Source organism: Dongshaea marina (assembly GCF_003072645.1).
Taxonomy (GTDB): domain Bacteria; phylum Pseudomonadota; class Gammaproteobacteria; order Enterobacterales; family Aeromonadaceae; genus Dongshaea; species Dongshaea marina.
The window spans coordinates 4,943,357-4,970,261 of sequence record NZ_CP028897.1; the positions used below are offsets into that span (position 1 = coordinate 4,943,357).

At 51.3% G+C, this 26,905-nt stretch carries 23 protein-coding genes and 1 pseudogene; 9 read left to right on the top strand and 15 right to left on the bottom strand.

Annotated features, from left to right (window positions below; genetic code table 11):
• Window positions 1-405 precede the first annotated feature (405 nt).
• On the top strand, window positions 406-1,395 hold the full coding sequence (locus DB847_RS23220; protein WP_108652796.1) for a lipid A biosynthesis (KDO)2-(lauroyl)-lipid IVA acyltransferase: 990 nt from the start codon (window positions 406-408) through the stop codon (window positions 1,393-1,395).
• A gap of 78 nt (window positions 1,396-1,473) precedes the next feature.
• Here the strand turns inward: DB847_RS23220 and DB847_RS23225 are convergent, their stop codons facing one another.
• Complete coding sequence (locus tag DB847_RS23225) at window positions 1,474-2,274, bottom strand: substrate-binding periplasmic protein (RefSeq protein ID WP_159084820.1); 801 nt, start codon at window positions 2,272-2,274, stop codon at window positions 1,474-1,476.
• Window positions 2,275-2,505: 231 nt separating this feature from the next.
• Between DB847_RS23225 and melA the strand changes: the two genes are divergently transcribed.
• Entirely contained in the window at window positions 2,506-3,864 is a 1,359-nt protein-coding gene (gene melA / locus DB847_RS23230; protein WP_108652798.1) for an alpha-glucosidase/alpha-galactosidase, read from the top strand.
• 165 nt (window positions 3,865-4,029) lie between these two features.
• Window positions 4,030-4,947, top strand: coding sequence for a transcriptional regulator MelR (gene melR, locus DB847_RS23235; protein WP_108653079.1), 918 nt, complete (start codon window positions 4,030-4,032; stop codon window positions 4,945-4,947).
• A 21-nt stretch (window positions 4,948-4,968) separates the two neighbouring features.
• On the opposite strand, the gene DB847_RS23240 is transcribed toward melR, so the two are convergent.
• From DB847_RS23240 to DB847_RS23260, 5 genes and pseudogenes are all read right to left on the bottom strand, one after another.
• Window positions 4,969-5,730: a substrate-binding periplasmic protein gene (locus DB847_RS23240; protein WP_159084821.1), complete on the bottom strand. Its 762-nt coding sequence runs from the start codon at window positions 5,728-5,730 to the stop codon at window positions 4,969-4,971.
• A gap of 105 nt (window positions 5,731-5,835) precedes the next feature.
• A complete protein-coding gene (locus DB847_RS23245; RefSeq protein ID WP_108652800.1) occupies window positions 5,836-6,726 on the bottom strand; it encodes an SPFH domain-containing protein in 891 nt (296 codons plus the stop codon).
• Between the two features lie 389 nt (window positions 6,727-7,115).
• A pseudogene (gene glmS, locus DB847_RS23250) lies at window positions 7,116-8,950 on the bottom strand (glutamine--fructose-6-phosphate transaminase (isomerizing)).
• 3 nt (window positions 8,951-8,953) lie between these two features.
• Entirely contained in the window at window positions 8,954-9,742 is a 789-nt protein-coding gene (locus DB847_RS23255) for a DeoR/GlpR family DNA-binding transcription regulator (RefSeq protein ID WP_108653080.1), read from the bottom strand.
• A 130-nt stretch (window positions 9,743-9,872) separates the two neighbouring features.
• Window positions 9,873-10,613, bottom strand: coding sequence for a substrate-binding periplasmic protein (locus DB847_RS23260; protein WP_108652801.1), 741 nt, complete (start codon window positions 10,611-10,613; stop codon window positions 9,873-9,875).
• A gap of 230 nt (window positions 10,614-10,843) precedes the next feature.
• Between DB847_RS23260 and DB847_RS23265 the strand changes: the two genes are divergently transcribed.
• The gene (locus DB847_RS23265; protein ID WP_108652802.1) at window positions 10,844-11,551 is read left to right on the top strand and encodes a Dph6-related ATP pyrophosphatase; all 708 of its coding nucleotides are present in this window, start codon (window positions 10,844-10,846) and stop codon (window positions 11,549-11,551) included.
• 40 nt (window positions 11,552-11,591) lie between these two features.
• Here the strand turns inward: DB847_RS23265 and DB847_RS23270 are convergent, their stop codons facing one another.
• Window positions 11,592-12,338: a substrate-binding periplasmic protein gene (locus tag DB847_RS23270; RefSeq protein ID WP_108652803.1), complete on the bottom strand. Its 747-nt coding sequence runs from the start codon at window positions 12,336-12,338 to the stop codon at window positions 11,592-11,594.
• A 261-nt stretch (window positions 12,339-12,599) separates the two neighbouring features.
• On the opposite strand from DB847_RS23270, the gene DB847_RS23275 reads away from it, so the two are divergent.
• The gene (locus tag DB847_RS23275; RefSeq protein ID WP_159084822.1) at window positions 12,600-13,310 is read left to right on the top strand and encodes a substrate-binding periplasmic protein; all 711 of its coding nucleotides are present in this window, start codon (window positions 12,600-12,602) and stop codon (window positions 13,308-13,310) included.
• Between the two features lie 57 nt (window positions 13,311-13,367).
• Here the strand turns inward: DB847_RS23275 and DB847_RS23280 are convergent, their stop codons facing one another.
• The 4 genes from DB847_RS23280 to DB847_RS23295 form a co-directional block, all read right to left on the bottom strand.
• Window positions 13,368-13,970 (bottom strand): fructose PTS transporter subunit IIA, encoded by a 603-nt coding sequence (locus DB847_RS23280; protein WP_199911670.1) that lies wholly within the window; start codon window positions 13,968-13,970, stop codon window positions 13,368-13,370.
• Between the two features lie 3 nt (window positions 13,971-13,973).
• Window positions 13,974-15,686: a sugar phosphorylase gene (locus DB847_RS23285; protein WP_108653082.1), complete on the bottom strand. Its 1,713-nt coding sequence runs from the start codon at window positions 15,684-15,686 to the stop codon at window positions 13,974-13,976.
• An 11-nt stretch (window positions 15,687-15,697) separates the two neighbouring features.
• Window positions 15,698-18,325 carry a glycoside hydrolase family 38 N-terminal domain-containing protein gene (locus DB847_RS23290; protein WP_108652805.1) on the bottom strand — a complete coding sequence of 876 codons (2,628 nt, stop codon included), beginning with the start codon at window positions 18,323-18,325 and terminating at the stop codon, window positions 15,698-15,700.
• A 62-nt stretch (window positions 18,326-18,387) separates the two neighbouring features.
• A complete protein-coding gene (locus DB847_RS23295; protein ID WP_108652806.1) occupies window positions 18,388-19,791 on the bottom strand; it encodes a PTS fructose transporter subunit IIC in 1,404 nt (467 codons plus the stop codon).
• Between the two features lie 175 nt (window positions 19,792-19,966).
• Between DB847_RS23295 and DB847_RS23300 the strand changes: the two genes are divergently transcribed.
• Window positions 19,967-20,614 (top strand): MurR/RpiR family transcriptional regulator, encoded by a 648-nt coding sequence (locus DB847_RS23300; protein WP_108652807.1) that lies wholly within the window; start codon window positions 19,967-19,969, stop codon window positions 20,612-20,614.
• Between the two features lie 100 nt (window positions 20,615-20,714).
• Here DB847_RS23300 and DB847_RS23305 read toward each other — a convergent pair whose 3' ends face one another.
• Window positions 20,715-21,620 carry a LysR family transcriptional regulator gene (locus DB847_RS23305; protein ID WP_108652808.1) on the bottom strand — a complete coding sequence of 302 codons (906 nt, stop codon included), beginning with the start codon at window positions 21,618-21,620 and terminating at the stop codon, window positions 20,715-20,717.
• 105 nt (window positions 21,621-21,725) lie between these two features.
• Here DB847_RS23305 and DB847_RS23310 point away from each other — a divergent pair, with 105 nt between their 5' ends.
• Together DB847_RS23310 and DB847_RS23315 are read left to right on the top strand one after the other, a co-directional pair.
• On the top strand, window positions 21,726-22,211 hold the full coding sequence (locus tag DB847_RS23310) for a GNAT family N-acetyltransferase (RefSeq protein ID WP_108652809.1): 486 nt from the start codon (window positions 21,726-21,728) through the stop codon (window positions 22,209-22,211).
• 284 nt (window positions 22,212-22,495) lie between these two features.
• Window positions 22,496-23,239, top strand: coding sequence for an oligogalacturonate-specific porin KdgM family protein (locus DB847_RS23315; protein ID WP_108652810.1), 744 nt, complete (start codon window positions 22,496-22,498; stop codon window positions 23,237-23,239).
• A gap of 305 nt (window positions 23,240-23,544) precedes the next feature.
• Here DB847_RS23315 and DB847_RS23320 read toward each other — a convergent pair whose 3' ends face one another.
• On the bottom strand, window positions 23,545-24,177 hold the full coding sequence (locus tag DB847_RS23320; protein WP_108652811.1) for an alanyl-tRNA editing protein: 633 nt from the start codon (window positions 24,175-24,177) through the stop codon (window positions 23,545-23,547).
• Between the two features lie 96 nt (window positions 24,178-24,273).
• On the opposite strand from DB847_RS23320, the gene DB847_RS23325 reads away from it, so the two are divergent.
• Window positions 24,274-25,200, top strand: a complete 927-nt coding sequence (locus DB847_RS23325) for a LysR family transcriptional regulator (protein WP_108652812.1) — start codon at window positions 24,274-24,276, stop codon at window positions 25,198-25,200.
• A 132-nt stretch (window positions 25,201-25,332) separates the two neighbouring features.
• Here DB847_RS23325 and DB847_RS23330 read toward each other — a convergent pair whose 3' ends face one another.
• Window positions 25,333-25,656, bottom strand: coding sequence for a chaperone modulator CbpM (locus DB847_RS23330; protein WP_108652813.1), 324 nt, complete (start codon window positions 25,654-25,656; stop codon window positions 25,333-25,335).
• A 9-nt stretch (window positions 25,657-25,665) separates the two neighbouring features.
• Window positions 25,666-26,631, bottom strand: coding sequence for a DnaJ C-terminal domain-containing protein (locus DB847_RS23335; RefSeq protein ID WP_108652814.1), 966 nt, complete (start codon window positions 26,629-26,631; stop codon window positions 25,666-25,668).
• Window positions 26,632-26,905: the final 274 nt, after the last annotated feature.

The window sequence follows — 26,905 nt, forward strand, 5'->3', positions numbered from 1 at the left end:
ACCAGCCTACTCATTGCTGAACCACTCCCAGGTTCTTTGGCTCCTTCTGCCAGGCCCATTTCACCAAAGCAAAATCAATATCGATTTTTATCCTCCGCTTTCCATGCTTTTTCTCGGATTTTTCCCTCCCTTAATAAGCTTGCGTTGGATGATAATCAGCCTGCCTATTTAAAGAGATGCCGGTAAGTATTTGAGATTAATCAATTCAGGCTCTGTTGACATAACAGAGCCTGAACCTGTCTGAGATGCAAGATAAAAAAGCGGTGTGATGACAGGGATTCCGGCTGCAACGGTTTGCAGCAACACTCAGATGACTGAGATGAAAAACCTCATTTGAATATCTCATCAGGTTCTCTCTTTGTAAATTTTGACCTTAGCCCAGACTGCAATATCTTTAGGTACCCCATGCCAAATCATGATCACAGCTTTGATAGCAAATTTAAAATCGCCTATCTCCACCCAAGAAACCTGGGAGCCTGGTTAGGCATTATGTTGTTATTTATTCTATCACTGCTGCCGGTTCCTGTTCGGGAGTTTCTGGCACAGCTGCTGGCCCCCCTGGTGGTTAAACTTGCCAAAAAGCAGGTCCGTATCGCGAAACAAAACCTCAAGTACTGCTTTTCTAACAAGAGTGATTCTGAGATCGATGCCCTGGTACAGGATTGTGTCCGGGTGGGCATCAAGGGAATGCTTAATCTGGGTGAGCTATCCTTTCGCTCTAAAAAGTACCTTGCCTCCAGATTCGTGGTGAAGGGTACGGAACATCTACAGCCTTTTGCTGAGAGCAAACAGCCGGTGATCATCATGACCCCACATACCTGGGTGGTGGATGCCGGTCTCTGGTTTTCTCTGAACGGCATGCCATGCTGCACCATGGTGCATGCGGCTCACAACCCTGTCTATGACTGGTATCTCAACCGCCAGCGGGTACGCTTTGGTGGCAGTGTGTTTGAGCGAAACACCGGCATCAAACATGTGATCCGCTCCATCAAGTCCGGCAACAACTTCTATTACATGCCGGATCAGGACAGAGGCGCAGAGGTCTCGGAGTTTGTCCCCTTCTTTGACAGCACCAAGGCCACTCTCACCTCTTTATCCAAGCTTGCAAGGCTCACCAAGTGCCCCGTGGTTCCGGCATTTTGTGGCTATAACGAAGAGTTACGCAAGTATGAGATCCGGATCCTTCCTCCATTTGAAGGCTTTCCATCGGGAAACGATTATCTCGACGCTCTGGCAATGAACCAGACCCTGGAGCAGATGCTGGGCCGGGATCTCAAGCAGTATATGTGGTTCCTTAAGCTGTTTAAGACCCGGCCGGAAAACGGAACCAATCCCTATGAATCTCCACAGCTGGAAAATCCGCTTCACTCTCCGGGGAGTATGGATCTGAGTTGAGAACTCCCCCTATCCAACGCAACAATCAAAGCCAAAACTGGATCCCTATGAACCCCCAACACTTGTTGTGTTAAAAAATTAGCCTGGGCCCTGAGGTAACAATGAGCCGAAGTTCTTCCTGAGAATTGTCTGACGAATCGCCTCGATACGCCCGCTATCGTGCATCTGTTGCAGCTGCCTGGTGATCTCCGGCAGCAAGGCTCTGTGCTTCTGATTGAGGTAATGGTAAAGCTTCATTTTCACCAGGGGTGGTTCAAGCATCTTGATATTTGAATCTGGCTGCCTGGCAAGGTGATCCAGGGCCTCCATTCGCCCCACAAGGATGAGATCGATCTTGCCGCTCTTTAGATCATGAAGCAGCTTTTTGTCTGACAAGTAGCTGGTTATATACATCCCGCGGGTTGCCTGCTCTGCAAGCTTAATACCGGATTTATAGCCGATCCGGTAAGTTCTGAGACTTTGCCAGCCATCAACCTTAAATAGCATCCCGTTGGTAACGACCATCATCTCGATATAGTTCACAGCAACCGGTACCCGTAGCAGGTTGGGATACTGCTGCTCGACCCCTTGGATGCGATTCAGCTCACCATCCACCACCCCTGAGTTCGCCATGGCCAAGGTCTTAGGCGGAGGCAAGATTTGTAATCGAACCTCTATTCCCAAGGGGGCGTAAGCCTCCCTGAGAACCTCTGCAGAAATTTTGGAAACCAGGTAAGGCACAGCAGCCAGGGTCAACTCCTGTTTGGCCCAGGCCCCAAAGGTCACCAGCAATAACAAGGCACAAAAGAATAGCTTCAGCATGGGACTTCCCTGCTCCACTCCCTGATACAGGGCTCTACTCCTAATCTTGGGTTCAATCCCTCCTTTAGGCAACCACATTAACCCGCCCCCTAAAACACTTTTCTTTTTCATCCAACTGGCAGTTCAGGGAGAGAGTTATCGGACAGCAGAAAGCGAAATTTAGATATCTTCTCCCATTTTCTAAGATTTTCATCCAGGAATACCTAAATCTTAGAAAATGGGAATCAGGTTGAGTTAAGTGTGAAGATGAAAGCCAACCAAGAGGTGTAGTGTTGTTATTGTCTACTTCAGCCTTAGGATCCAGATAGCATGAAAACACCCCAAATTACCTTTATCGGTGCCGGCTCAACCATCTTCGTGAAAAATATCCTCGGTGATGTTTTCCATAAACCCGCTCTCAAAGACGCGAATATCGCCCTGATGGATATCGATGAGGTACGCCTTGAGGAGTCCCAGATCGTAGTGAGCAAGTTGATGGAATCCTGTGGTGCAACCGGCCGCATCAGCTGTCATCTGGATCAGCAAGAGGCGTTGCGTGGTGCAGACTTTGTGGTGGTCGCCTTTCAGATCGGCGGTTATGAGCCCTGCACCCTGACCGACTTCGAGGTCTGTAAGAGGCATGGCCTGGAGCAGACTATCGCCGATACCCTGGGGCCGGGAGGGATCATGCGCTCACTACGCACCATCCCCCACCTCTGGCAGATCTGCGAAGATATGAGCCAGGTATGCCCCAACGCCACCATGCTCAACTACGTCAACCCGATGGCGATGAACACCTGGGCCATGTATGAAAAGTATCCTCAGATCAAACAGGTTGGCCTGTGCCACTCGGTACAAGGGACCGCGGAAGAGCTGGCCCGGGATCTGGACCTGAATCCGGCAGATCTCCGCTATACCTGTGCCGGAATCAATCATATGGCCTACTACCTGACCCTGGAAAAGAGAAACCAGCAGGGGGAGTATGTAGATATCTATCCGGATCTTTGGGCAGCCTTTGACAAGGGCCTGGCTCCCAAACCCGGTATCCACGGCAACCCTCGCTGTGAAAACCTGGTGCGCTATGAGATGTTCAAAAAGCTGGGGTATTTCGTGACCGAATCTTCGGAGCACTTTGCCGAGTACACCCCCTATTTCATCAAGCCCAACCGCCCGGATTTGATCGAAAGATACAGGGTGCCACTGGATGAATATCCTAAACGCTGCGTCGAGCAGATCGCGAACTGGAAAAAAGACTTAGAGGAGTTCAGGGACGCCGAACGTATCGAGGTAAAAGAGTCCCAAGAATACGCCAGCACCATAATGAATTCGATCTGGACCAACACCCCAAGCGTTATTTACGGTAACGTAAAAAACCAGGGACTCATCGATAACCTACCTCAGGGTTGTTGTGTCGAGGTCCCCTGCCTGGTCGATGCCAACGGTATTCAGCCAACCCAAGTTGGCAAGCTGCCCAGCCACTTGGCGGCGCTGATGCAGACCAACATCAACGTCCAGACCCTGTTGACGGAGGCGATCCTGACCGAAAACCGCGAGCGTATCTATCATGCCGCCATGCTGGATCCTCACACGGCTGCGGTACTGGGTATTGAGGAGATCTATGCGCTGGTCGATGAGCTGATCTCGGCCCATGAGGGCTGGCTGCCCGATTGGGTTGAACAAAAATCATAGCAGCTAAGCAAACCACCCCTGCCACGCCCCTCTGAAGGGGCGTGGCAGGGGTGATGGGCCTACCTTGGGTTGCGGGTCCGCTCACGGACACTCCTCCCCGATTGCTGGTATAGTTTGGTGGGCCAAAAGCAGGTGTTTTCGATGGGGCAAACAAAAGGGGGCCAGATGAAACAGCAAGATGATGCTCTGATGATGACTCCACCGCAGGATGATTCAGCAGCCAATATTTCAGTCAGCCCTCTTTCTCTCTATTCCACGCATGAGCAGATTGATATCGAGCTAAGGGCTCCTCACGAGATGCCAGCTTACCACTGGCACGGGCAGGTTGAGATCAACCTCCCCATCGGCGGTGACGTTGAGTATATAGTCAATGGCAACAGGGTGAGCATCAGGGCAGGCCACATTGGTCTCTTCTGGGCCTGTGTACCCCATCGCCTCACAGACCCGGGCTGCAGCCACAACATGGGAATCATCAATGTCCCGGTTCACCAGTTTTTGGGATGGCCCCTGAGTCGCGAGCTGGTGAATCAAATAACCCATGGTGCCGTTCTGCAATCAAACTCGGCAAATCTGGTCAGTGAGTTTGAACTGAAGCGCTGGAAACTCGAGCTACAGCACCCCTGCGAGAGTCGGCGCCTGCTCGCCCGGGATGAGATCAGTTTGATGCTCAAGAGAGTCTGCCTTGATGGCTGGTCTCAAATGCTCGGAGGAGGAAGTGACAAGCCAATCAAGCAGGGTGCGTCCAGGCATTCACAATTTTATGTCGGACAGATGCTGGAGTTCATCGCGGCTCATCACGATACCCCATTGACCATGACCCAGATCGCTGAGCATGTGGGTCTGCATGCCAATTACGCCATGGGTATCTTTCGCAAGGTGATGCAGATGACGATCAAGCAGTACATCACCAGCATGCGGATCAATCACGCCCGGGCCCTGCTCAGTGATACTGAAAGAGGCATCATGGATATAGCACTCACCGTTGGATTTAACTCCAGCAGCCGCTTCTATCAAACCTTTCAACGCTACCTGGGGATGCCGCCCAACCAATACCGTATGCTGCTCAGAGAGGAGCATAACTGAGCTCTCAGGGGAAACAGAGCTTTATGATCCGGGGGCCAGATAGTTATCCTGGATTCGGGAAAGCTCGCCACTTGAGCGAATAGTTTCAAAGCCTTTTTCTATAAGCTTCCGGATAGCCGGGAGCTTGGGGGAGTCCTTCGCAACTATGACATTAAATTTTTTCACCATGATCGGGGTCGGCAGGTTGGTGATGGTCGCTCTTTGATAGGCTGGGAACTGGCTTAAAACATAGTAGCCAACATGGAATGACAGGGGGAAGAAATCGATCCGCCCCCGCAGCAGCTTTTTGAAGTTTTGCTTATCCGTTGGAACCCACCCCACTTTATTTGCCGCATCAAGGGCATCAAACAAGGCACCATAATGGTAGCCCAAGGTTCCCCCCAACCGATAGCGACTCAGACTTTCAAAGGTTACGGGTACCGCCTCCATGTTTTTTCGATAAAACAGCACGGTATCGGTTTGAACCGGCATGGGGATAAACGCCAGTCTCTTTGCTCTTTCATCACTGTGGACATAGGGGAAGCTAATATCAATAACCCCGGTCTCAACCAGCCGCTCTACTCTGGCCCAGGGGTAGCAGCTTATCTCTAACTCAACGCCCTGGCTTTTTAAGGCTACACCTACTATTTCAGTCGCAAGATTAGCTGGAAGGTTTAGTTCATCTGACTCGCATTGAGTATAGGGAGGGTAGTCACCAATGGCGGCCCGCAGGGTTTTGATTGATTCTGCCCCATTCAGAGAAAAACTTGAGCACAGCAGCAAGGCCAGAGCTAACTGTTTCATTGGATGAACACCACTAAGACTCATACATCCAAGTGTAGCCTGCATGGAAAATCATCTATCTATAATCTATATGTAAATTAGCCCCTCGTTGAGGGGCCTTCAGGATTAACCTTTGGATTTACCACCCAGATTCAGTAGCGGGAATGGCTGTGGACTATCGCTGTTGAGGAAATACAGCTTAGCGGCAGGATCTTTTGCCATCTTCGCCAGCGTATCAAGCGCCTGAAGCTGGATATATCCTTTGGAGTTTGCAATCGACTTCTGGATTGTTTTGATCTTGTATGCCTCAGCATCCGCCAGGATGCGGATCCCCTTTGCCTTTTGAGATGCAGCAGCGGCCTCAGCCTCAGCCTGAGCTACCTTCTGCTGAGACTGGATCTGAACTCGCTGAAGCTCTGCTTTTTCCTGCTGAACCTGTTGCTGGCGAACCTTCTTGCTCTTGATCGCCTGCACGATATAAGAGGGTAACTGGGTATTACTAAGAAGAACCTGCTGAATATCCAGGCCGTACTGGGCGAGGCGATCCTGCAGGATCATCAGCATCTGAGACTGCAGTCGGTTCTGAGTCGCACTGTCAAAAAAGTCTTCTGCCCTGGGTACCGTTTTTGCTGCATCACGCAGCACAGAGTAAACCTGGGACTTGAGCTTTACATCGACCAGCTGCTCAGCGTTACCTGTGTTCTCCAGGATCTTTGGAGCTTGGGAGGAGATCAGGCGATACTGGATCCGCACATCAATCTTGGATGTTAGCTGGTCTTGTGTCGGCACAGGAACGCTGCTGAACAGCAGGGTCTTGTTGCGAACATCAAAAGTTGTGAAGTTATAAAATGGATTCACAAAATGAAAACCATTTTGATAAACCTTAGCTTGCACCTTTCCAAAGAGAGTTGCCACTCGCACATGACCAGCAGGCACAGAGGTGAAGCAGTTCATCAAAATCCCGAGAATGACGACGACGGCAACTATGACCGGAATCAACTTCTTTTTACTCAGCATGATCTGGTATTTCCTTATATTGAGGGAAGGGCTGTCAGCATAAGATCGTAGCCCACTGGAGAGCCTTGCTCTTGGGAAGCTTATATCTCGAGCAATGGCTGCTTCAAGCTTGTCCGCAAGTATCTGTCACTCAAAAGTCTCAAAGGTTGTAATAAATAGATGGATAGTATCCACTGAGCCAGGCACTCTACTCTCCGCAGATAGTTGCACTACGACTCAGGCTTTTACTCAACAGCACTGTCGGCTTTCAAGCATTGAGTTGCGTATTCAGAAACGAGCGGTGTATAGCTGTCAGAATCCCGGAGTTGCACCAAACAAAAACAGCCACTAATTGTGGCTGTTTTTAATCCTGATAGTGCTATTGCGCAGGTAATCTGAGCGATAGGCTCTTACTCGACCGTCACTGACTTCGCCAGGTTGCGCGGCTGGTCCACATCTGTGCCCTTGATCAGAGCCACATGATAGGAGAGTAGCTGCAGCGGAATCGTGTAGACGATCGGTGCGATGATCTCGGGAACATGAGGCAGGTTCACCACCTTCATGGTGTCATCGGACTTAAAGCCTGCATCCTGATCGGCAAACACATACAGCACACCACCACGGGCCCGCACCTCTTCCATGTTTGACTTAAGCTTCTCTAAAAGCTCATTGTTAGGTGCCACCACCACGGTCGGCATCTCTGAATCAATCAGTGCCAGCGGGCCATGCTTAAGCTCACCCGCTGCATACGCCTCGGCATGGATATAGGAGATCTCTTTGAGCTTGAGCGCCCCCTCCATGGCGATCGGATACTGATCCCCACGCCCCAGGAACATGGTGTGATGCTTCTCAGCAAAATCCTCTGCCAGCTTCTCAATGGCGCTATCCAGAGTCAGGCTGGTCTCAATGGCTGCGGGAAGGTGCTCCAGTGCCAGGCCGATCTCCTGCTCCTGAGCCGGGGTCAGTGAGCCCTGCTGGCGTGCGATTCCCATAACCATCATCAGCAGCCCCACCAACTGAGTAGTAAAGGCCTTGGTGGAGGCAACACCAACTTCGGCGCCGGCGCGGGTCATCAGAGTGAGATCCGACTCACGAACCAGAGAGGAGCCGGGCACATTACAGATCGCAAGGCTCGCCATGTATCCCATCTCTTTAGCGAGGCGCAGCGCAGCCAGGGTATCGGCGGTTTCACCGGACTGAGAAAGGGTCACCAACAGGCTGTTGGGACGCACCACCGACTTGCGATAGCGAAACTCGGAGGCGATCTCCACGTTACAGCTGATCCCGGCGATACTCTCGAACCAGTAACGGGCCACCATGCCCGAATGATAGGAAGTACCACAGGCGATGATCTGAATATTCTCAACCTTGGAGAAGATCCCCTGAGCGGCATGACCAAACGCCTCAGGGATCACCTGACGATCCTGCAGGCGACCATCGAGAATATTAGTGATCGCGGAGGGCTGCTCGAAGATCTCCTTTTGCATATAGTGGCGATACTTGCCCTTATCGGCCACATCATGACTCAGATCCGAGTCCTGGATCTCCCGCTCTACCGGCTGCTCATTTTGGTCAAGGATCTGGATCGAGTGACGGGTGATCTCCGCTACATCCCCCTCTTCAAGGAAGATAAACCTTCGGGTCACCGGCAGTAGCGCCAGTTGATCCGAGGCGATAAAATTCTCGCCGATCCCAAGGCCGATCACCAGAGGGGATCCGGATCGAGCCACCACCAGACGATCCGGATCCGCGCTATCCATGATCACAGTCCCGTAGGCTCCCTCAAGATCCTTAACCGCTCGCTGCACTGCGGTGATCAGAGTATCACTCTGCTGATAGTAGAGATGCACCAGATGGGCAATCACCTCGGTATCTGTCTGTGAGCTAAACTGATACCCCAGCCCCTGGAGGCGTTCGCGCAGCTCCTCATGATTCTCAATGATCCCATTGTGTACCACGGCTATCTCATCGGAAGAAATATGAGGGTGCGCATTTGCCTCAGATGGCTCTCCATGGGTCGCCCAGCGAGTATGAGCTATGCCGATCCCCCCTCCAGAGGAGTTGCTTCATAGGCATCGCTCAGCTCCTTTACCTTCCCCAGGCGGCGAAGCCGGCTCAGTCGATGATCATGGTCGATGATTGCCATTCCGGCAGAGTCGTATCCCCGATACTCCAGACGGCGCAGACCCTCCAATAAAATTTCAGCCACATCGCGCTGAGCGACGCCTCCAACAATTCCGCACATGCTCTACTCTCCTGATAACTGTTTGTTGCTTTGGGCGCAGATCACAGTGACGCCCGAACGTTCAATTTGAGCCCTGCTAGCTTCATCAATCCCATCATCTGTGATCAGGGTATCGACCTGTGCCCAGGGCAATTCCAGATTGGGGATCTTGCGCCCCAGCTTTTCAGATTCCACCATGACGATCACCTCCCGGGCGACCTCAGCCATCACCCGGCTCAGACCCACCAATTCATTAAAGGTGGTAGTACCACGCTCAAGATCGATGCCATCGGCACCGATAAACAGCTGATCAAAGTCATAGGATCGTAGCACCTGCTCGGCAACCTGCCCCTGGAATGCTTCCGAGTGTGGATCCCAGGTTCCCCCTGTCATCAACAGGGTCGGCTCGTTCTCCAGATCGCGCAGCGCATTGGCAACGCTCAGAGCATTGGTCATCACCACTAGTCCATGGCGTTTTCCCAGCAGGGGGATCAGCGCCCGTGTGGTGCTACCACTATCTATGATCAGACGGTTGTGATCGCGAATTCTGGCTGCCGCACAACGGGCAATCGCCAGCTTTTGATTCGAAACTTTTTGTGATTCCGATTCCACCACCATCTCACTGGGAATGGGAACAGCTCCGCCATAGCGACGTAGCAGCAAGCCATTTTTTTCGAGGGCCGCCAGGTCCTTGCGGATGGTTACTTCTGAGGTTTGAAAGAGTCCAGCCAGCTGTTCAACTGTGACTTCACCCTGTTCATTGAGTTGTCGCACTATGGTGTGACGACGCTGTTGAGTATTTCGTTTCGTCATGGAAGATAATAGGTTTCGCTTCGAAACAAAACTATAGCAGCGCGCTGCGCCCTCGATCAAGTTAAAGAGAGCATATGATCAGAAAATGATCTGAATCCCGCTGGGCCGGAATGGTCATCATACTCATAGATCACTGCCGAGATGTCGGAGGAAGCAGCTCTGCATAGGAGCTCAGGATCTGCTGCCAGCGCTCACTGGCGTGCAACTTAGTTAGGCTTTCATTGACTATCCTGAACACTTGTTCCGCTTCGGGATGTTTGCGGGAGATCCCCACATATAAAAATTTCTCTTCGAGGGGAGGTGGATACCAAACGATCTGCCTTACCTCACTTGGATGGTGTTGGCGTATCAGGTACTGGGCAACGCTGTACTCAATCACCGCAAGATCGATCCGTTTTCTGATCAACATATCCAGTAACTTGCTGTCATCTTTCACCATCGAGATATTGAGATCCATATCTTGCAGGGACTGTGGAAGCAGATAGCCTCTCACGTTGCCAATCAATAGTTTTTGGTAGTCCAGATGTGCCGGTATTTTATCCCGATGAGCATAAAAGCCGATTTTGTTTAAAAGAAATGGCTTCGGATAATAAAACCAGTGCTCTCGTTCACGGCTCCTCCATAGACAGAGGATCCCGTGAGCAAGACCGAACTGAGCTTCCTTGTATGCTCTGGACCAGGGCTTAAAGTCTACAACCAGGGTATGTCCCTGAGCATCCAGGGCACTACGAAGCAGATCAATGACAATACCACTGCCCTCCAGCTTCTGACTGCAATAGGGGGGATATTCAGCAGCGGTGAGCTTAATGGCCATCGACCATGCTGAGCCGATGCTACAAAGAAGCAGAGGAATCCATAATAATAATCGCATCACAAAGTCCGGAGCTGACCTGACTTATTGTTAGTGTATATCTCAAGTGGCCTTCCGGCGGTGAAACTCCTGGCAAAAGAAGAGGATCTTAACAGCCTCAGCCGCTTACAGACTAACCAGAGATCAGGGCTCGCCATTGGCCAGGAGCCGATCTAATGCTAGTGTCAGGACTCAAAACCTCGCCGATTTGAACCCGGCATGATCCAGAAACAACCCCGGAAAAATACCCTATGCTCAATCATCCAACAGCAGCCAATCTTTCCCTAGAGAATGTCCAGATTCATGACCAGCCTTGTGTTGTCTCCTGGAGCGGCGGCAAAGACTCCTGTTTAGCCATGTACCGGGCGATTCAGTCCGGAGCCAAGATCCGGATGCTGCTCAACATGAAGATCGAGGACGGTGAACGCTCCCGCTCTCATGGGCTGCGCAGCAGTGTTATTGAGGCCCAGGCCAAGGCGATGGGGGTCCCCCTGATGGGAGCCGCGACCTCCTGGAGTGATTATGAAAACTGTTTTGTTGCGGCACTGAGCAGACTCAGAGAGCAGGGGATCACCCATGGAATATTCGGTGACATTGATCTCATAGAGCACCTTGAGTGGGAGCAGATGGTGTGTAAAAAGGCTGATATGCTCCCTTACCTCCCGCTCTGGCAGCAGGATCGTCTGCCTCTGGTCAGGGAGTTTGTTGATGCGGGTTTTGAGGCACGGATCGTGGCTGTGCGCGCCGATAAGCTGGATAAAAAGTATCTGGGGCAACTCCTGACTCATCAGTTGCTCGAAGAGTTTGCAGCGCTTGGTATCGATCCATGTGGAGAGAATGGTGAATATCACAGCGTGGTGACTAACGGTCCCCTGTTTGAGTGGCCACTTGAGCTGACTGTGGGAGAGCAGGTATTGCGAGACGGGCTGTGGTTCCAGGATTTTGAGCTAGAGGACTGAAGAAGACCACAGGCAGAAAATTCAATGGCTATACAGAAGATTATTGAGCGTAATACTTATCATAAATTGTTGAATAGCGACTTGAACTCTTGGTCTTCTCTAAGGCGTCCGCCCACTGCTTACTATCAATCAATGGGGAATTTTTACTGGCAGCCAGCCATAAGGGCAGAGTCTGGATCACCTCCCCGAATTGTAGCTTGCCCGGATACCCGGTAACTCGCCACCCCACCACCGCCTCTGGCCCGGCGGTATAGATCGCATCAACCCTGCCCCTTGCCAGGAACTCATACAGATACTTCCCTTTGACACTGGCAATATTTAAAAAACCCATCCTCATCAATTTATCTTCCTGAGGGGTTCCGGTAATCACCCCAATTTTTTTGACCTTTCTGGCTTGCTCAATACTGGAGATCACAGGCCTCCCCTGACGGTTGATAAACATCACGGGGACATCGAAGATCTTCACTATCCATCGATAGTGATCCTCCCTTTTTTCGGTTCTGGTTAAAGGGAAAATCATGCCGTTTGGGGTATTGCTCGCCATCTGCTGAGCTCGCTTCCAGGGCAGAAACTTTATCTGGGGCTGAATACCCATCAGATGAGTCATCTCCCTAAGAAGCTCCAGTAAAAACCCTGGATGAGTCGTTGAGCTAGAGGTATAGATGGGTTCATCTTCCAGGTAAAAGGTGATTGGGTGCTGTGGATTTGCCATCACAGGGAACTGCCAGCTCAGGAAGAGAGCCGTGCAGCAGATAAGTAGTTTGATTCGCCAGTAATCGCTACTCATTCACCAAGCCTTATCCCCAGGGCTTTCATCAATAAAGAGATTTTGACTCACAACTAACTCCCAAATCCCCCTTTATTAAAGGTAGCAGCTGCCCCACACAGAATGGTTAATTACAGCAAAATGGGTCAGCTCCATACGGGCCCCTTCTCGCACCAAAGCTTTATCAGAACTAGGCTTTGATTAGATGACTGATGAGAATTGATCCAGATCATGAAGCAACTTAGGTGGATATACTGTTTACTTCTGCTCACCCCGAGCATCGTGAACGCAGCAGTAAAGTGTGAGCAGTTCACCATCAACGGGGCTCAAAGCTGGCACCCCTACTCCTATTTTAAAAATGGTAATCTGGGTGGCCCCTATATGGGACTCATCGCCGACGTGACCCGGGCGGTGATGTCTGAGCTTGGAGTCAAGGTGATAGCTGGTAAGCCCCGCCCCTGGAAGCGGTTGCTTAAGGATCTGGAGTTTGGGCAACTCGACGGCCTCTCCGGAGCTTACTTTACCGAGCTCAGAGCTAAGCAATTTATCTACTCTCCGGCCATAGGTAATGACAAGATCAGCATCTTTGTTAAAAAGGGCCACGAATTTAACTTCCAAACCCTAGCTGATCTGCTTGGCAAAAAGGGGCTAAGGCCCGCCGGCGGCTCCTATGGCGAGACTTTTGATAAGTATGCCAGGGAACACCTGCTGTTTATCGAGAGTAACGAAGATCAAAGGATGGCCTCCATGCTGATGCGAGGCCGGGCAGACTATATGGTGCTGGCTTATCACCATGGTAAAAAACTGCTTCGACAGATGGGTCTCGAGGATAAGATTGTCGCCCTGAAAAACCCCGTCACCAGCAATAATGTTTACCTGCTGTTCTCCCGAAGCTCTCCCTGTGCGGAATTGAGTGATGACTTTAAAGAGACATTTAACAAAATGATGGAGAACGGCAAGCTCGACCCCATCTACCAGAGATACCACCAGTAACTCTATGCCATTCACCTCTCCCTCCAGCGGGGCGCGGATAGCGTCCCGCTCCCGAGATCAGAGCATGAAGAATAGTATAAGCACCAGGATCACCCCAACCAGTAACACCAGAGGATAGGCCTTGTCACTATAGTCCCTGGCCAGCAGCTCACCTGCTGACGGATCACCCTGCTCTGTTTCATCCCCGGTGATCTCAGCTTCGTCGCCACCCAACAGGCACATCACCTGCTCAGGGGTTTTCGCCCGCATCAGCAGCTCGCGAAACTCATCCTCCACCAGCGAGGAGGTGAGTGTGGTCAGGACCTCCATGTGCGTCGAACCGGCCTGTGCCGGGGGAATGGCCAGCAGGAAGATCATGGTGACCGGCTCATCGCCATCGAGCCCCTGCCAGGCCAGCTCATCTTTTAGCAGGGCACAGGCAAACACCGGCTCTTTTACCGCTTCAGACTTACCGTGAGGCACGGCCAGCGACTCCCCCAAAGCAGTTGGCCCTTCACTCTCGCGGGTCATCACGGCTTCCAGGAATTTCTGCTTATCATGAAGCTTGCCGCTGTGCTCCAGCCTGTCGCACAAAGCCTCAATGGCACTTACCCTATCCTCAAAGCTGGCATCAAGCATGATCAGCGACTCTGAGGTCAGGCTGGCGAGTTGAATAGTCATATCTTAGACCTCCTTTAACCAGACGAATTGATAGGGCTCAAGCTCAAAGTCTTGGGTAAACCTGCTTTGGCTTACCAGATCAAAACCAGGCTTGGCTAGAGCCACCGGCTGCTTGTCGCTGCTGATATTCAAAATATAAGTAATAGTATCGGCCCCGTTGCCACGCCTGAGGGCAAACAGCTTATCCCCAAGCTCCAGGACCTGCTGAGCCGCCATCGGAGAGAAGGCGGCCTGGCCCTTACGAAGCTCCAGCAGGGTGGCAAATTGTGAGAACACCAGCTGGCGCAGCGAGCCAGAGCTATCAAGTTCCTGCTCAAGCGGCTCCAGCTTAAGTTTTTCGCGATTGATCCGCCGGTTAATACCAGATTCCAGCATCCCCTGACGATCATTACTGCTGCCCAGCAAGCTGTGATAATAGATGGCTGGCACACCAATCAAGGAGAGCAGGATCGACTGGGCCGCCAGGAATTTACGCGCCTTGAGCTGATTGCTATCGGTGGGCTCGCACAGGGCACTCAGGTAGTTGATGTTCAGCTCATAGGGGGACTGGCTACCATCGCCGTTGCTCTTATAGGTCACCCGGCCCCCTTTGCGCTCCGCCTCGTGACAGATGAACTGGCGCTCGCTGTCGCTGAGAATTCCCTCGGTCGGCCTCATCCCGATGCCATCATGGCTGGCCAGGAAGTTGAAGTAACTGGTTTTGCGACCAAGACTAAGATTCTCCATCGCCTCTGCCGACAGCTCACGGGCCCACTGACTCAGGATGCTGCTGTCTTCACGCAGCAGTGCATGCAGGGTCAGGGGAGGCAGAGGGAACTGATAGACCATATGGGCCTCATCTCCCGCTCCAAAATAGGAGATATTCTCCTGATGGGGCACATTGGTCTCTGTGATCAGCCGGGTCCCGGGAGCCACCAAGTCAACAATCTGTCGCCACAACTTGATGATCTCATGGGCCTGAGGCAGATGGATACAGCGAGTGCCGAGTTGCTTCCAGATAAATCCGATGGCATCCAGGCGGATGGAGCGACCACCATTTGCGACATACTGGAGCAGGATATCAATACTCTCCAGCAGCACCCCGGGCTCGGAGAAATTAAGATCCACCTGATCCTCAGAGAAGGTTGTCCACAGATGCACCTGCTCGCCATCTTCCTTGGTGAAGGGAGTAAACAGGGGATGAGTTCTGGGGCGTGTCACCGAGGAGTAGTCCTGACTCAAATCGCCCTGGATAAAGAAGTTCCGGTACTTTTCCTCCCCGGCCAGATAGCCCCGGAACCAGTCGCTGCTCTTTGAGATATGGTTGATCACACAGTCATACATGAGATCGAAATGTTCAGCCAGATCATTAAGATCTGGCCAATCCCCCAGGATAGGATCCACCTTCCTATAGTCCAACACACTGAAACCATCGTCCGAGGTGTAGGGAAACATAGGCAGGATATGGATATCGCTGATCTTCCCTTTCAGATAACGATCGGCAAAGATCTTAAGCCCCCGCAGCGTTGGCTGATCCTGACAGGCTATGCTATCCCCGTAGCAGATCAGATAGCAGGTTGTCTCATCGATCCATTGGGCCTTATTACTCGTGCCCTGCCACCTGGCGATCAGATCCATAATCTTCTGGCTGATTGATGACAGATCCTGATCCGGATATATCCGGGCGATCCTCTGCTCCAGCTTATCTTTGAATAGATCAGCCTGTTGTTTGTTCATCTGGATATCCATTACTGATCCTCTCTGAGTATTAACTGCAGATCTATGCTGTTATTGGGTTTTACCAGAGCCTTGGGATTATCCAGATCCTGCTCGCGATAGTTAACGATACGCACCCTGGCAAAATGACTGAATTGCTCAAGGTTCAGTGACTGCGGCTCGAGTCCCGGGTTGTAGAGGCGCAGGATGATCGCATCAGGCTGCTCCAGAGAGTGGGCGATGGATGAAAGCTCCAGCGGCTCTTCAACCTTTAGCAGGCTGAACTCTGATGGCATCTCGCGCTTTGCAAAGTCCACCTGGAAGCGCTCCAGACGATTTTGGAAGCTATTGAGGCTCTGCAGCTGATAACCAAAGGGAGGGTGAAGATAGGCTCGCTCCTGCTCACGGATCGCGGCGTGACTCGCCTGCTCTGTCAGGCTGATGGCAAAACTAAACTCCATGCTCTTTTGTAGTTGGGCATCCGGGGTAAAGACCCGGGTATTGTTGATCCCAGAAGCCCTTCCCGGACGCCACAGCAGATCATTATTGCCCAGCACCCCGACCGACTTAAACAGGGTCAGGGCGATCTGGCTTTGTCCTGAACCTGATAGAACTTGATACTCTTTGAGGCCACGGCCTGTCACCAGCATGGCCCGATTATCCTGAGCAATGGCGACCACCCCATCGGTGGTCTCAATATCCACCGGGCACTCACGGTATCTGTCCCGCCAGTCATCGGCCACGGCAGCCACCGGGCGATTGATGGTGGCAAAAGGCAGGGTGCTGATAGACTCCTCGCTGTGAATATCCGAGTTCAACAGCAGGCGTAACCTGTGATCTTTGATGCCATTGTCGGTCTCAAGGTTAACCTCGAGCCGTGACTGTCCGGCCCGCAACACCAGCTGTAACCTTACCTCCAGCTCGCGGCTTTGCTGCTCAAGCTCGCGTTCCTGCAGATCCGCGGGAAGCTGCAAGCGGGTCTTAAGGATCATCTCCTGACGCAACGGACCCTGCTGACAGCTTATCAGCTCAAAGCCCTCAGAGTAGATTGGTCGGTCTCCCTCAAGGGGCGAGAAATCGTAGGAGTCTCCTGCATCGGCCTGGTTCTCAAAGCGAATCAACTCCCTGATAATGCGATCGCTTTGCAGCTGATGAAGCACCAGCTCTCCCTGCTCTAAGCTGAGTTTGAGCTGGTCATTTTCGATGTAGTTAAGCTGTTTCTCCCGAGCTTTGCCGGAGCATGGCTCAGCGAGTAGCTGATAGCAGCGATAGCCCATCGCCGGTAGCTCTGAGACCTCGGCTTGCAGAACAAAACGGTAGTAGGGTGGAACCGCGATCTCTCTTTCACCATCCTTGGTCACCTCGATGATCCTGCCACCATCCAGGGTTTCACGCTCCAGTTGCTGGCAAGTGAGCTTTTCACCATCCAGGGCCAGACAGATCTCGGGTTCACGACTGAAGATCTCCACCTCAGTGGGCCCGCTATAGGGCTTGATTCGGGAGTTGAAGACTAGCACCTCTCCCTCTTCACAAACCTGGGTGGCGATATTCTTCACCACCAGGTTGTAAAGACCCTGGCTTACCTCTTCGGCCTGCTTTAAGCGATGCATGATATCGGCATTGGTTGCATCACTGTTGCAGCCTCCCATGCTATCGTGGGCATGGCACTCCAGGATCTTCTTCCAGGCCAGATCCACCAGCTCGGTATGAACTTCGATCTGATGCGCCCGGGCGATAGCGATCACCGGCTCCAGCCTCTTTAACAGGAACTGCTCTATCTCGAAGTTGAGCTTCTTGATGTCATAGCGCACCGAACCTATGGTCTTGTGAATCCGCGCATAGCGAGGAGTTTTCAACTCCCCCTGGTAGGTCTCAAACCCAGATCTATGCTTGCGCAGGTAGGCGACATAGTCCTCCATCGAGGAGATCTGGTAGCTGTCCCCAGGTGAGCGCTCACTGGCAGTGGCCAGGATCTCCGGCAACCTGGGGTCTATATTGACCTGATCGCCTCCCGAAGGCAGTAACAACTCATCTAACCCGGACAGCTCGCGGATTTTGTCCACCATGGGAAAAATCTTGTCATCAAGATGAATAGGTGTGTCTTGCATATTCTTGGCAGCGCCATAGCCATGCACCAGGTTATATGCGATCACCTCTTCATCTCCCGGAGAGCGCCACAGGAAATTACACTGGCTCACCTGGGTGTCGTAATCGATACCGCGCCAGAAAATGATGTTATCTATACCAAAACCTTTGAACAGAGTTGGCATCTGCGTGTTGTGACCAAAGGTATCTGGCAGGTAACCCACGGCCATGCTATGGCCCAGCTGCCCGGCAATCTGCATCCCGTATTTGAGGTTTCGAATAATCGATTCGGCGGCCACATTGTAGGTATCGGTCTGGGTGTACCAGGGGCCGATGAACAGGCGCCTTGCTTTCACCAGGGCCGCCATCCGTTCGCGCATCTGCGGCTTTATTTTCAGATAATCTTCAACGATGGCAGACTGACCATCCAGGTGGTAGCAGTGATAGCTCTGCTGACTCTCCAGGGTCTCGATCACCCGGGTGAAGTTATAGCTGGCCAGAACATCACTATCTTGCTGAGTGAAGTACCACTCACGATCCCAATGGGTGTGGGGAATGACATGAACTTTTGCCATGTAGCTGTCTCTTTATTTTACGAAATAGAGGGAAGAGCTGATCCATGCCAGCTCTCGAAGAATCAGTCCCGGGCGCTTGCAGGTTTAGTGCATAGCAGCAGGGAGACGGCGATAAATCCGGAGCCAACGAACACACAGAGGGTATAGCTGATGGGATCGGAAGAGAGAAGCCATCCCCAAACCGCAGGCAATGGCAGGCTCTGCCAAACCTTCAACACCACAGCCAGCTGAGTTCCGATCACGGAGCCCAGGATCATCACGGGGATCATCTTGGGGTTTTTCAGGATGAAGGGGATGGCCCCCTCAGAGATACCGATCAACCCCAGCATGAAAGAAGTTTTACCCACCGTCTGCTCTTCACGGCTGAACACCCGGGGGCGGAACTTCCCATCAAGCAGGGCGGCCATTCCAACACCTATCGGTGGGATCACAATTCCAAGCTCCCGGGCGATCAGGTCAAAATTTTTCCCCATGCCGTTCAGGCCCAGGGCCACCGAACCTGCCGCCTTATTGATGGGCCCGCCGAGATCAAAGGCGGTACCTGCGGCAATCACCATGGAGTAGAGGCCTCGCCCGGCATCTCCCGCCTGGGTAAAGAGATGGATCATCGCCTGGTTCACCGCGCCGAAGAAGGGATTGATCACATAGGACATGGCCAGCACCATCACCACCCCGGCGATGAGTGGTACCAGCAGCATGGTCTTCAGGGTGGTCAGCTCTGTTTTTATCTTGATGTGATCATTGAGATAGCGCACCAGGTAGCCAATCAAAAATCCGATGGCGATGGCACCAAAGAACCCGGAAGGAACCCAGTCGTGGAGATCGAAGAAGCGCTTATAGGGCTCATCTGTCATCACCCCGCCGATAAAGGCCGGGATCAGCGCCGGTTTTCCCGCTATCGAGTACGCCAGATAGCCGGCAAACACCGGGTACATAAACTTGATGGTCATGAAACCCAGATGATCCAATGTCTCAAATGGGGTGCCACTGATATCCATGAACTGCCCGGAGATCTTGGCAATCGCCATCAGCAAGCCACCCAGCACCACCACCGGCAGCATATAGCTGATACCTGTCATGATATGCCCAATGAAGACCTGATAGGCGGAACGCTTCTCATCGATGGGAAGATTCGCGCTGCTAGATGTTCCCTTTTCGCGCTTCATCGCCTCAGGCAACAGGGCCTCGAAATGCTTGATCAGCTCCTGAGTCCGAACCTTCAGAGGATTCGCCTCCTCAAAACGCTCCATCTCAGAGATGGGAACATCGATCGCCAGTACCACGGCATCAGCTGTTGCTATGTCGTGGGCCGTGAGTCTGTTTTTGATCCCATCGCTTCCCTGGGTCTCGACCTTTACCTGATACCCCTGTTTCTCAGCCCAGCTCTGGATCTTCTTGGCTGCCATAAAGGTATGGGCTATCCCGGTTGGGCAAGCGGTAACTGCGACCAGTTTTTTCTGTGCCATGCTGTTGTTCACCCCTGTTCATCACTGGGGTCAGTATAAAAAGCCGCTGACGTACTTGAGTAGGGTTTCCTCGCACAACTCATGTATCGTGATACTTCTGGGAGTTAGCTCACAGAAATTACCGCCTGTTTCACGCCTAATGACCCCCAAATGTTGTAAAGATCCAAGCTGTCACATGAAAACTTTCCAGGGTGTTGAGCGAATCATCTATGAGTTCCTAATCGGTCATGCCGGCGAGCTCGCAACCATCTCAGCCAAGGAGATAGCTGCCAAGGCCTTCACCACTACCACCTCGGTAAACCGGGTCAGTAAGAAGCTTGGTTACGCCAGCTACACTGAGCTGCGCTATAAGCTGGCCAGAGATCTGAGCGAAAATCAGGGCGGTCAGCAGCAACAGCCTCAACAACAGGAGCAGCTTGAAGCCTTTGCTATGGGGTTAAAAGAGGCGCGGGTGGTTTACCTCTACTCCCGGGGCGCCTCTCTGGTGAGTGGCAGCTACCTGTCGCGATTTCTCTCTTTGACCAACATCCCCCATCTGGTGATCACAGATATTCATCAGCTCACCCTGGCAAGCGAGGGAGTCTTGGTGGTGATCAGTAAATCCGGGATGACTCAGGCGGTGATCGAAATGGCGCATAACGCCAAGCGCAAGGGGCTGAAGGTTTTTTCGATAAGTCACCGGGATTCGACCCTGGCCAAGTTTAATCACAGGAATCTTAGTGATGTTGGGGCGATCGACAGCATCTCTCCCTATAGCCGGGAGAGCCAGCTGCATATCCTCAAGCTGGTGGATAGCCTTGGCGAGCTGCTGTTGCGCCCCTGAGGCGGCTTACATCCGATCTTCACCTGCCACTGAAAGAGCGGTCGTTTAGAGGCTGTTTCTGAAAGCAACTGCCCATGCTCCGAGTATCGGCATGAGCGATTTAACAGAGGTTTTGATATTCAGAGAAGCTCTGAATAAACCACTCAATTTTTGGATCGTTATGGCGTGTCTTATGCCAATAAAGTGTAAGCTGATAATTTGGAACCTTCAGAGGCAGAGGGGAGACTTTCAGTGAAAGATTGTCTTTAATTCGCTCGGCATACAGCTTAGGCACCGTCAGTAAATAAGGGGTATTTTGCACAAAGTAGGGAGCCGCCAGTATGCTTGCCGTTTTAATCGAGATCTGACGCTTCTTCTTAGACTTGGCCAGTGAGATATCCACTATGCCTCGTCTCTCGTTCCAGGGCGCAACAAGGATATGCTGAAAGTTTAAAAATGCTTCTAAATCAAGCACCTTCTGAATCGGGTGGGAGTGGCAGCGAACATTCACATAGCAATCTTCCAACCAGGCCATGTAGGCGACACTTTCTGAGAATTCATGCTGATGCGCATAGCCACACACCAGATCCAGGTTAGCTGATTTAAGCTCAGACTCAGGTAACCGCTCCTCAAGTTGTAAAAACTCAACTTTGATCGAGTTGAATCTGTGAGTTAAATAACTGATGAAGGGCTGAATACTCAGACATGTGTAATCTGTCGCAGCAATCTTGAAGGTATGCGGTTCATCCGGGGAGAAGGGGTGTGATTCCTCAAGGCCTTTACTGAGCATGCTTAACCCGGGCAGTATCAGTGAAAATAAGCGGTGAGAGTACTCTGTCGGATGCATTCGATTATCGATGCGGATGAACAGTTCATCTCCGAGGCGCTCCCTGAGTCTTTGCAGTGCATGACTGCAGGCAGACTGGCTCAGACTCAGCTCCTGTGCAGTCAGAGTTACAGAACCTGTTTGGTACAGGCTGGCAAACAGCTTTAGTAAGTTGAGATCAATATTTGGAAAACTTATCATGCATCAGATTCATTTAGTGGTTTGATACTATGCATTTCATTCATCAACATTTTTCAATTACACTCCTGTTGATTCAGTCAAATAGATAACAGATAAGGAGAGTTTATGCTCTTTCTGCGCCCCGCATCAATCAATGATATCGAAAGAATTTCAGAGATAGAGACTCTCTGCTTTCCTCAGTCTGAGGCAGCAGATCTTGATGCCTTTAAGCAGCGATTTGCTGTATTTCCGGAGTGTTTTATTGTTATTGAGGTCGATGGAAAAGTCGTGGGACATATCAATGGCTGTATCAATAATAAATTGGAGATCACCGATGCATTATTCGAGAACGCCTCATTACATCAGCCTGATGGTATGTACCAGACAATTTTTGGACTGGCCGTTGATCCCAAGTTTCAACACCAGGGGTATGCATCCAGGCTTATTCAGGCTTTTATTCAACAAAGCAAGGAGAGAGGCTTGAGAGGCATAGTATTAACCTGTAAAGAGCACCTGGTTAATTATTATGAGCGCCACGGGTTCAAGCTCGAAGGACAATCAAACTCGACCCATGGTGGCTCACTCTGGTTTGATATGACCCTTATTTTTTGAGTCCCAATCAATCCGCTGCAAGCCAGGAAAGCAGCGGAGGGAAGCTGAGCTCAACCCGCAGAGTGACTCTGCCAATCATCATCGCAAATTTCAATGTATTCCAGGATCTGGATGGGAGTTAAACCTTCAGGGGAGATCCATCTACTTTCCAGCGGTTATTTTGCGAGCCGGATCAAACTTGTATCGCCATACAGCGAATGTATTACGGTAGCCTTTACCGGACTTTTTACCGATTCCTATACTGCCCCGGACTCTCCCACTCACAACATTGAGAAAGGCGGCCTATGAAAACTCAACTCCTTGCCTGTGCAACTGCACTCACCCTTGGCACAACCCCGGCCCTGGCCGGTGACACCAAACTGGATGTTCGATTCGGCTATAACACCACATCCGAAAACAAGGATAGCCGGGTCAAGTTTATGCACACCTTCAACAGCGGTTTCTATTTCAGCGCCGAGGCGGCCCAAAGCCATAATGATGGTTACTTCTCAGGCAATGACAGCAATGATCCTGAGATTGAGGGAACCCGGGGAACGGCTCAGGAGTTTGAGGCTAACTACAAGTTTGAGCTGGATAACGGCTGGTATATTACTCCGGCACTGGTGACTGTTCTCACCTCTGGCCGGACCGACTATCGCCCCTACCTCAAGGCAGGTACCAGCTTTGATAACGGTATCTCATTCAGCGCCCGCTATCGATTCAACTGGTCTAATGATGCCAATGGTAAAACCCTGCTCGATGGCAGCGGGACCACCCGCGATTCCTCGAATCAGTTTGATCTGTGGATCTCCAAGAGCATAGGCGACTGGGGACTCACATATAACCCACGCTACCGCTATCAGCAAGGGGTTGATCAGGGAACGGGGCGCGATGATTACTGGGAGCACACCCTGGTGATCAGCAACCAGCTAAACGAAACCTGGACTCCCTATATGGAGCTGGTCTCTCTGGATAAAACCTATGTGAATAGCACCGGCGAACATAAAAATGACTATGCGGTTCGTCTGGGTGTCGTTATCGGCCTGTAATCGCCTCAGAGCAAGGATGCTCGCCCCTCCTCCCTCTTCTTTCAAACCAGATAGCTAATAAGTCGGCCCGGTGAACTTATTGAGGGCTTTTCAGTCTTACCCTATGACTGATCCTGAGCATGTTGCTAAAGAGATAAACCGGAGAGACTATGTCACTCAAATCATTTGGTGTTGGTGCCGCCCTGGTCGCTGTTGGCCTGACTGCAGAGGTACTGTTCTTTATCTTTTAATACTCGGGCTGCCTGGCAGCAGCCCGCAATTTGAATAGAAGAAAGATATCCCGAATGTTGCTATTGAGCGATCGCTTAACCCTCAATGTCATAGCGAATCGTAAGCTTCCCCTTCTTATTTTTTATACCCATAATTCTGATACTCCCAATATCTGTTAAATCATCAACATGCGTACCACCACAGGGATAGGCAATCAGATCATCAAAGCCAACCATCCGGTAACCCTGACCGTCAAAATGTTGATTCTGCTTTCCCCCTTGCCGGATTAATTGATTCACCTGATACTCCAACTCTTCCGGCTGTGGTAAATCAGCGGCATCATAACCTGTGAATGCGACTCTTCCCTCTCCGGGGAAGTGGTGTCCCTGAATGGCTCTCCACCCCAATGTTTCCCCCAGGTAACCAATGACGTGACCAGCGCTATGCAATCGGGAATGAACTTCACGAGCCTGTGTATCTAAGATAATTTCCGCATCACCCAGCTTCACCGGGTTAGCAAGCAGATGATAGATCCCTGTATCACAACATCGTACAGATATAACCTCCTCCCCATTTATCGTTCCCTTATCACTCGGCTGTCCCCCACCTTGAGGATGAAAGATCGTATCATCCAATATGACCCTATATCCGGATTCGACCGGATCACATTGAACAACCTTTACATCGGCTCTGATATTGCTGCTGTCATAATAAGAACGTATAGACATTAGGTTCCCCCATAACTGGATTAATCTCTGGTCATCAAGGATAAGTGCAGGCTAAACTCGTGACAATAAACTAAAAATAGAAAGGGGTTTTGCTCTGTGCGCAACAATAAAGCCATAGATCATCTCTATGAAATGGCGATCCTCGTCCAGGTTGTCAAAACAGGGAGCTTTTCCGAAGCGGCCAAACGCTTAGGCCTTGCTCCCTCTTCGGTAAGCCGAAGCATTAAGAAGCTCGAAGCTGCGCTCAATGTCTGTATATTACAAAGAACAACCCGAAAATTCAGGTTGACTGAACAAGGCAAACAGATCCACCAGCATTGTCTGGACATGTTAATCTCTGCCGAGCAAGCGATTGAAACATCAAACAAAACCGTCCAATCCCCGAAAGGGACATTGCGCATTGCCGTTCCTAAAGCTGTGGCCTACTCCTTTATTCACCCCCATATACCAGCCTTTTTAGAGCTGTATCCTGATATCAATATTCATCTGATACTGGATGATTTAGATCGTGATATCGTCGATCAGAGAATTGATATCCAATTCAAAATAACCCAGTCGCCTCCTCCGGGAATGATGGGAAGATCCATGATACCTATCCAGCATGTATTGTGCGCCTCTCACCAATATATCAAGCAACGTGGTACACCTAATCACCCAAGGGATTTGGCGAATCACAGCTGCTTGTCTCTTGGCCAGCACCCCGCTGATGCTAAATGGCGCTTCACAAAGGATCAAAAGAGCACTCAGGTAGATGTCACCGGCCGCTATGTTGCTAATCACTCCCGAATTAGGATGGAAGCCGCTCTGCAGCATATTGGGATCGCCAGCCTTCCATTATTTGTCGCTCAACCGACCATTGAAAATGGTCAGTTAATTCATATCCTTCCTGACTGGACATTCCATACGGATTATTCAGGTGACTTATGGATCCTCTATGCATCAACAAAACACCAGCCCGCTCACTTAAAAGCCTTTGTAAGCTTCATATGCGACAAACTTTCAAAATCAAGTGGCCCGGGCTAAATAACTGTTCGACGAATGGGATCGATTGTCATTTCTGATTATGGTTTGTTTAAGTCGGCTCTCCAATATGCCGTACTAAAGAGGAGCCTCTGAGGGGTGACTGTGTTGGCCACCCCAGCCACAGATGGATGATTACCCCTTGGCCTTTAGCTGAGCAAGCTCTCTGCGCAACTCATCGAGCTCATCTAAAAGATCTGACGCAACCGCAATACCCGGAAGGTTTAGCTTGAGATCCCGTTGCAGGCGCAAGGCCCGGCGCAGCCGAAAGAAGTTATTCACATCAAACTGCCAGCGGGAGGGTAAAGCCCCCTCCTCGACGGGATCGATCACCCCATGAGAGACCAGATCAACCACCACCTCGGCACAGATATGCTCGCATTCACAGATCTCCACCAGAGAGTAGCGAGTCTGCTGATCCAGTATATGCGTTTGTGTCACTGTTATTTGAGTTCCCATCTCTTCCCCCTAAACACCCAGTGCAGCTCTTGGATTGAAGGTTTCAGACTCAGCTAATTGCTGGTAAAGCCTGGTTGCCTCCTCCGAGTGCGATTTTGGAATGGTGATATTCAAAGTCGCATAGAGATCGCCCTCAGGGTGACCGGACCAACCCTTGCCCTTGAGCCTTAACTTCTGACCATTGGTGCTATTAGGTGCGACTTTTAGCTTCAACTTTCCACCCAGGGTCGGCACCGTTACCTCAGCGCCCAGGACCGCCTCCCAGGGAGCGACGGGCAGATCCAGATAAAGATCCTTACCCTTGAGCGTAAAGACCGGGTGTGGTGCCAGATCGATCTCCAGATAGAGATCGCCATTCTCTGCTCCTCCGATCCCGGCTCCCCCCTGACCAGCAAGGCGGATCTTCTGTCCCTGTAGTACCCCAGCCGGGATCTTCACATTGAGAGTCTTGGTTCGCTGAGAGAAAGCTCCCTGTTCATTCACCTCCGGAATCGAGAAACTGATCTGTTTTTCACAGCCTGAATAGGCCTCCTCAAGAAACAACGCCAGCTTGTACTGGGCATCTTCACCACGCATCTTAAAGGCGTGATGCGCTCGCCTCTCCCCCTGTGCCTGGCCATGGTATCCGCCGCCACCAAACATAGATTCGAAAAAATCACTGAAGTGCTGGGGATCGGTTTGGGTATATCCACCACGTGAAAACCCTGAAGCTGACTGCCAGTTGGGCGGTGGCTCAAATCTACCATCGGCACGTCGCGCCCCACCGGCACGTAACTGATCATACTCGGCACGTTTTTCCTGGTCCTTGAGAACCTCATAGGCCTCACCAACCTCTTTGAATTTCTCTTCGGTCTTACTGTCTTTACTCAAATCCGGGTGATATTTACGAGCCAGCTTTCGATAAGATTTTTTGATCTCATCTGTGGTGGCGTTCTCCTTGAGACCAAGGATCTGGTAGTAGTCTTTAAATTCCATCTGCGTGTATCCCTGATGCTGGTGTTACATCTTTCACAAACAGCGTACGGCTGAGTTTCCATACTCCTGCAGATTGCTTCATTGAGCAACATCGACGGGACACTTTTGTGCGGTACACTGTGACTGCAGCTCATAAATTCCACCATGAGCAAGCCGCCCCAAAAAGCACCCCTCCCTTAAACCATGAGTCCTCCCCATCGGCAGAAGAACCAGGATCTTCACCGAAGTTCCCGACAGATTCGGACAGGATTCATCTACAAAAACAGCTAGATAG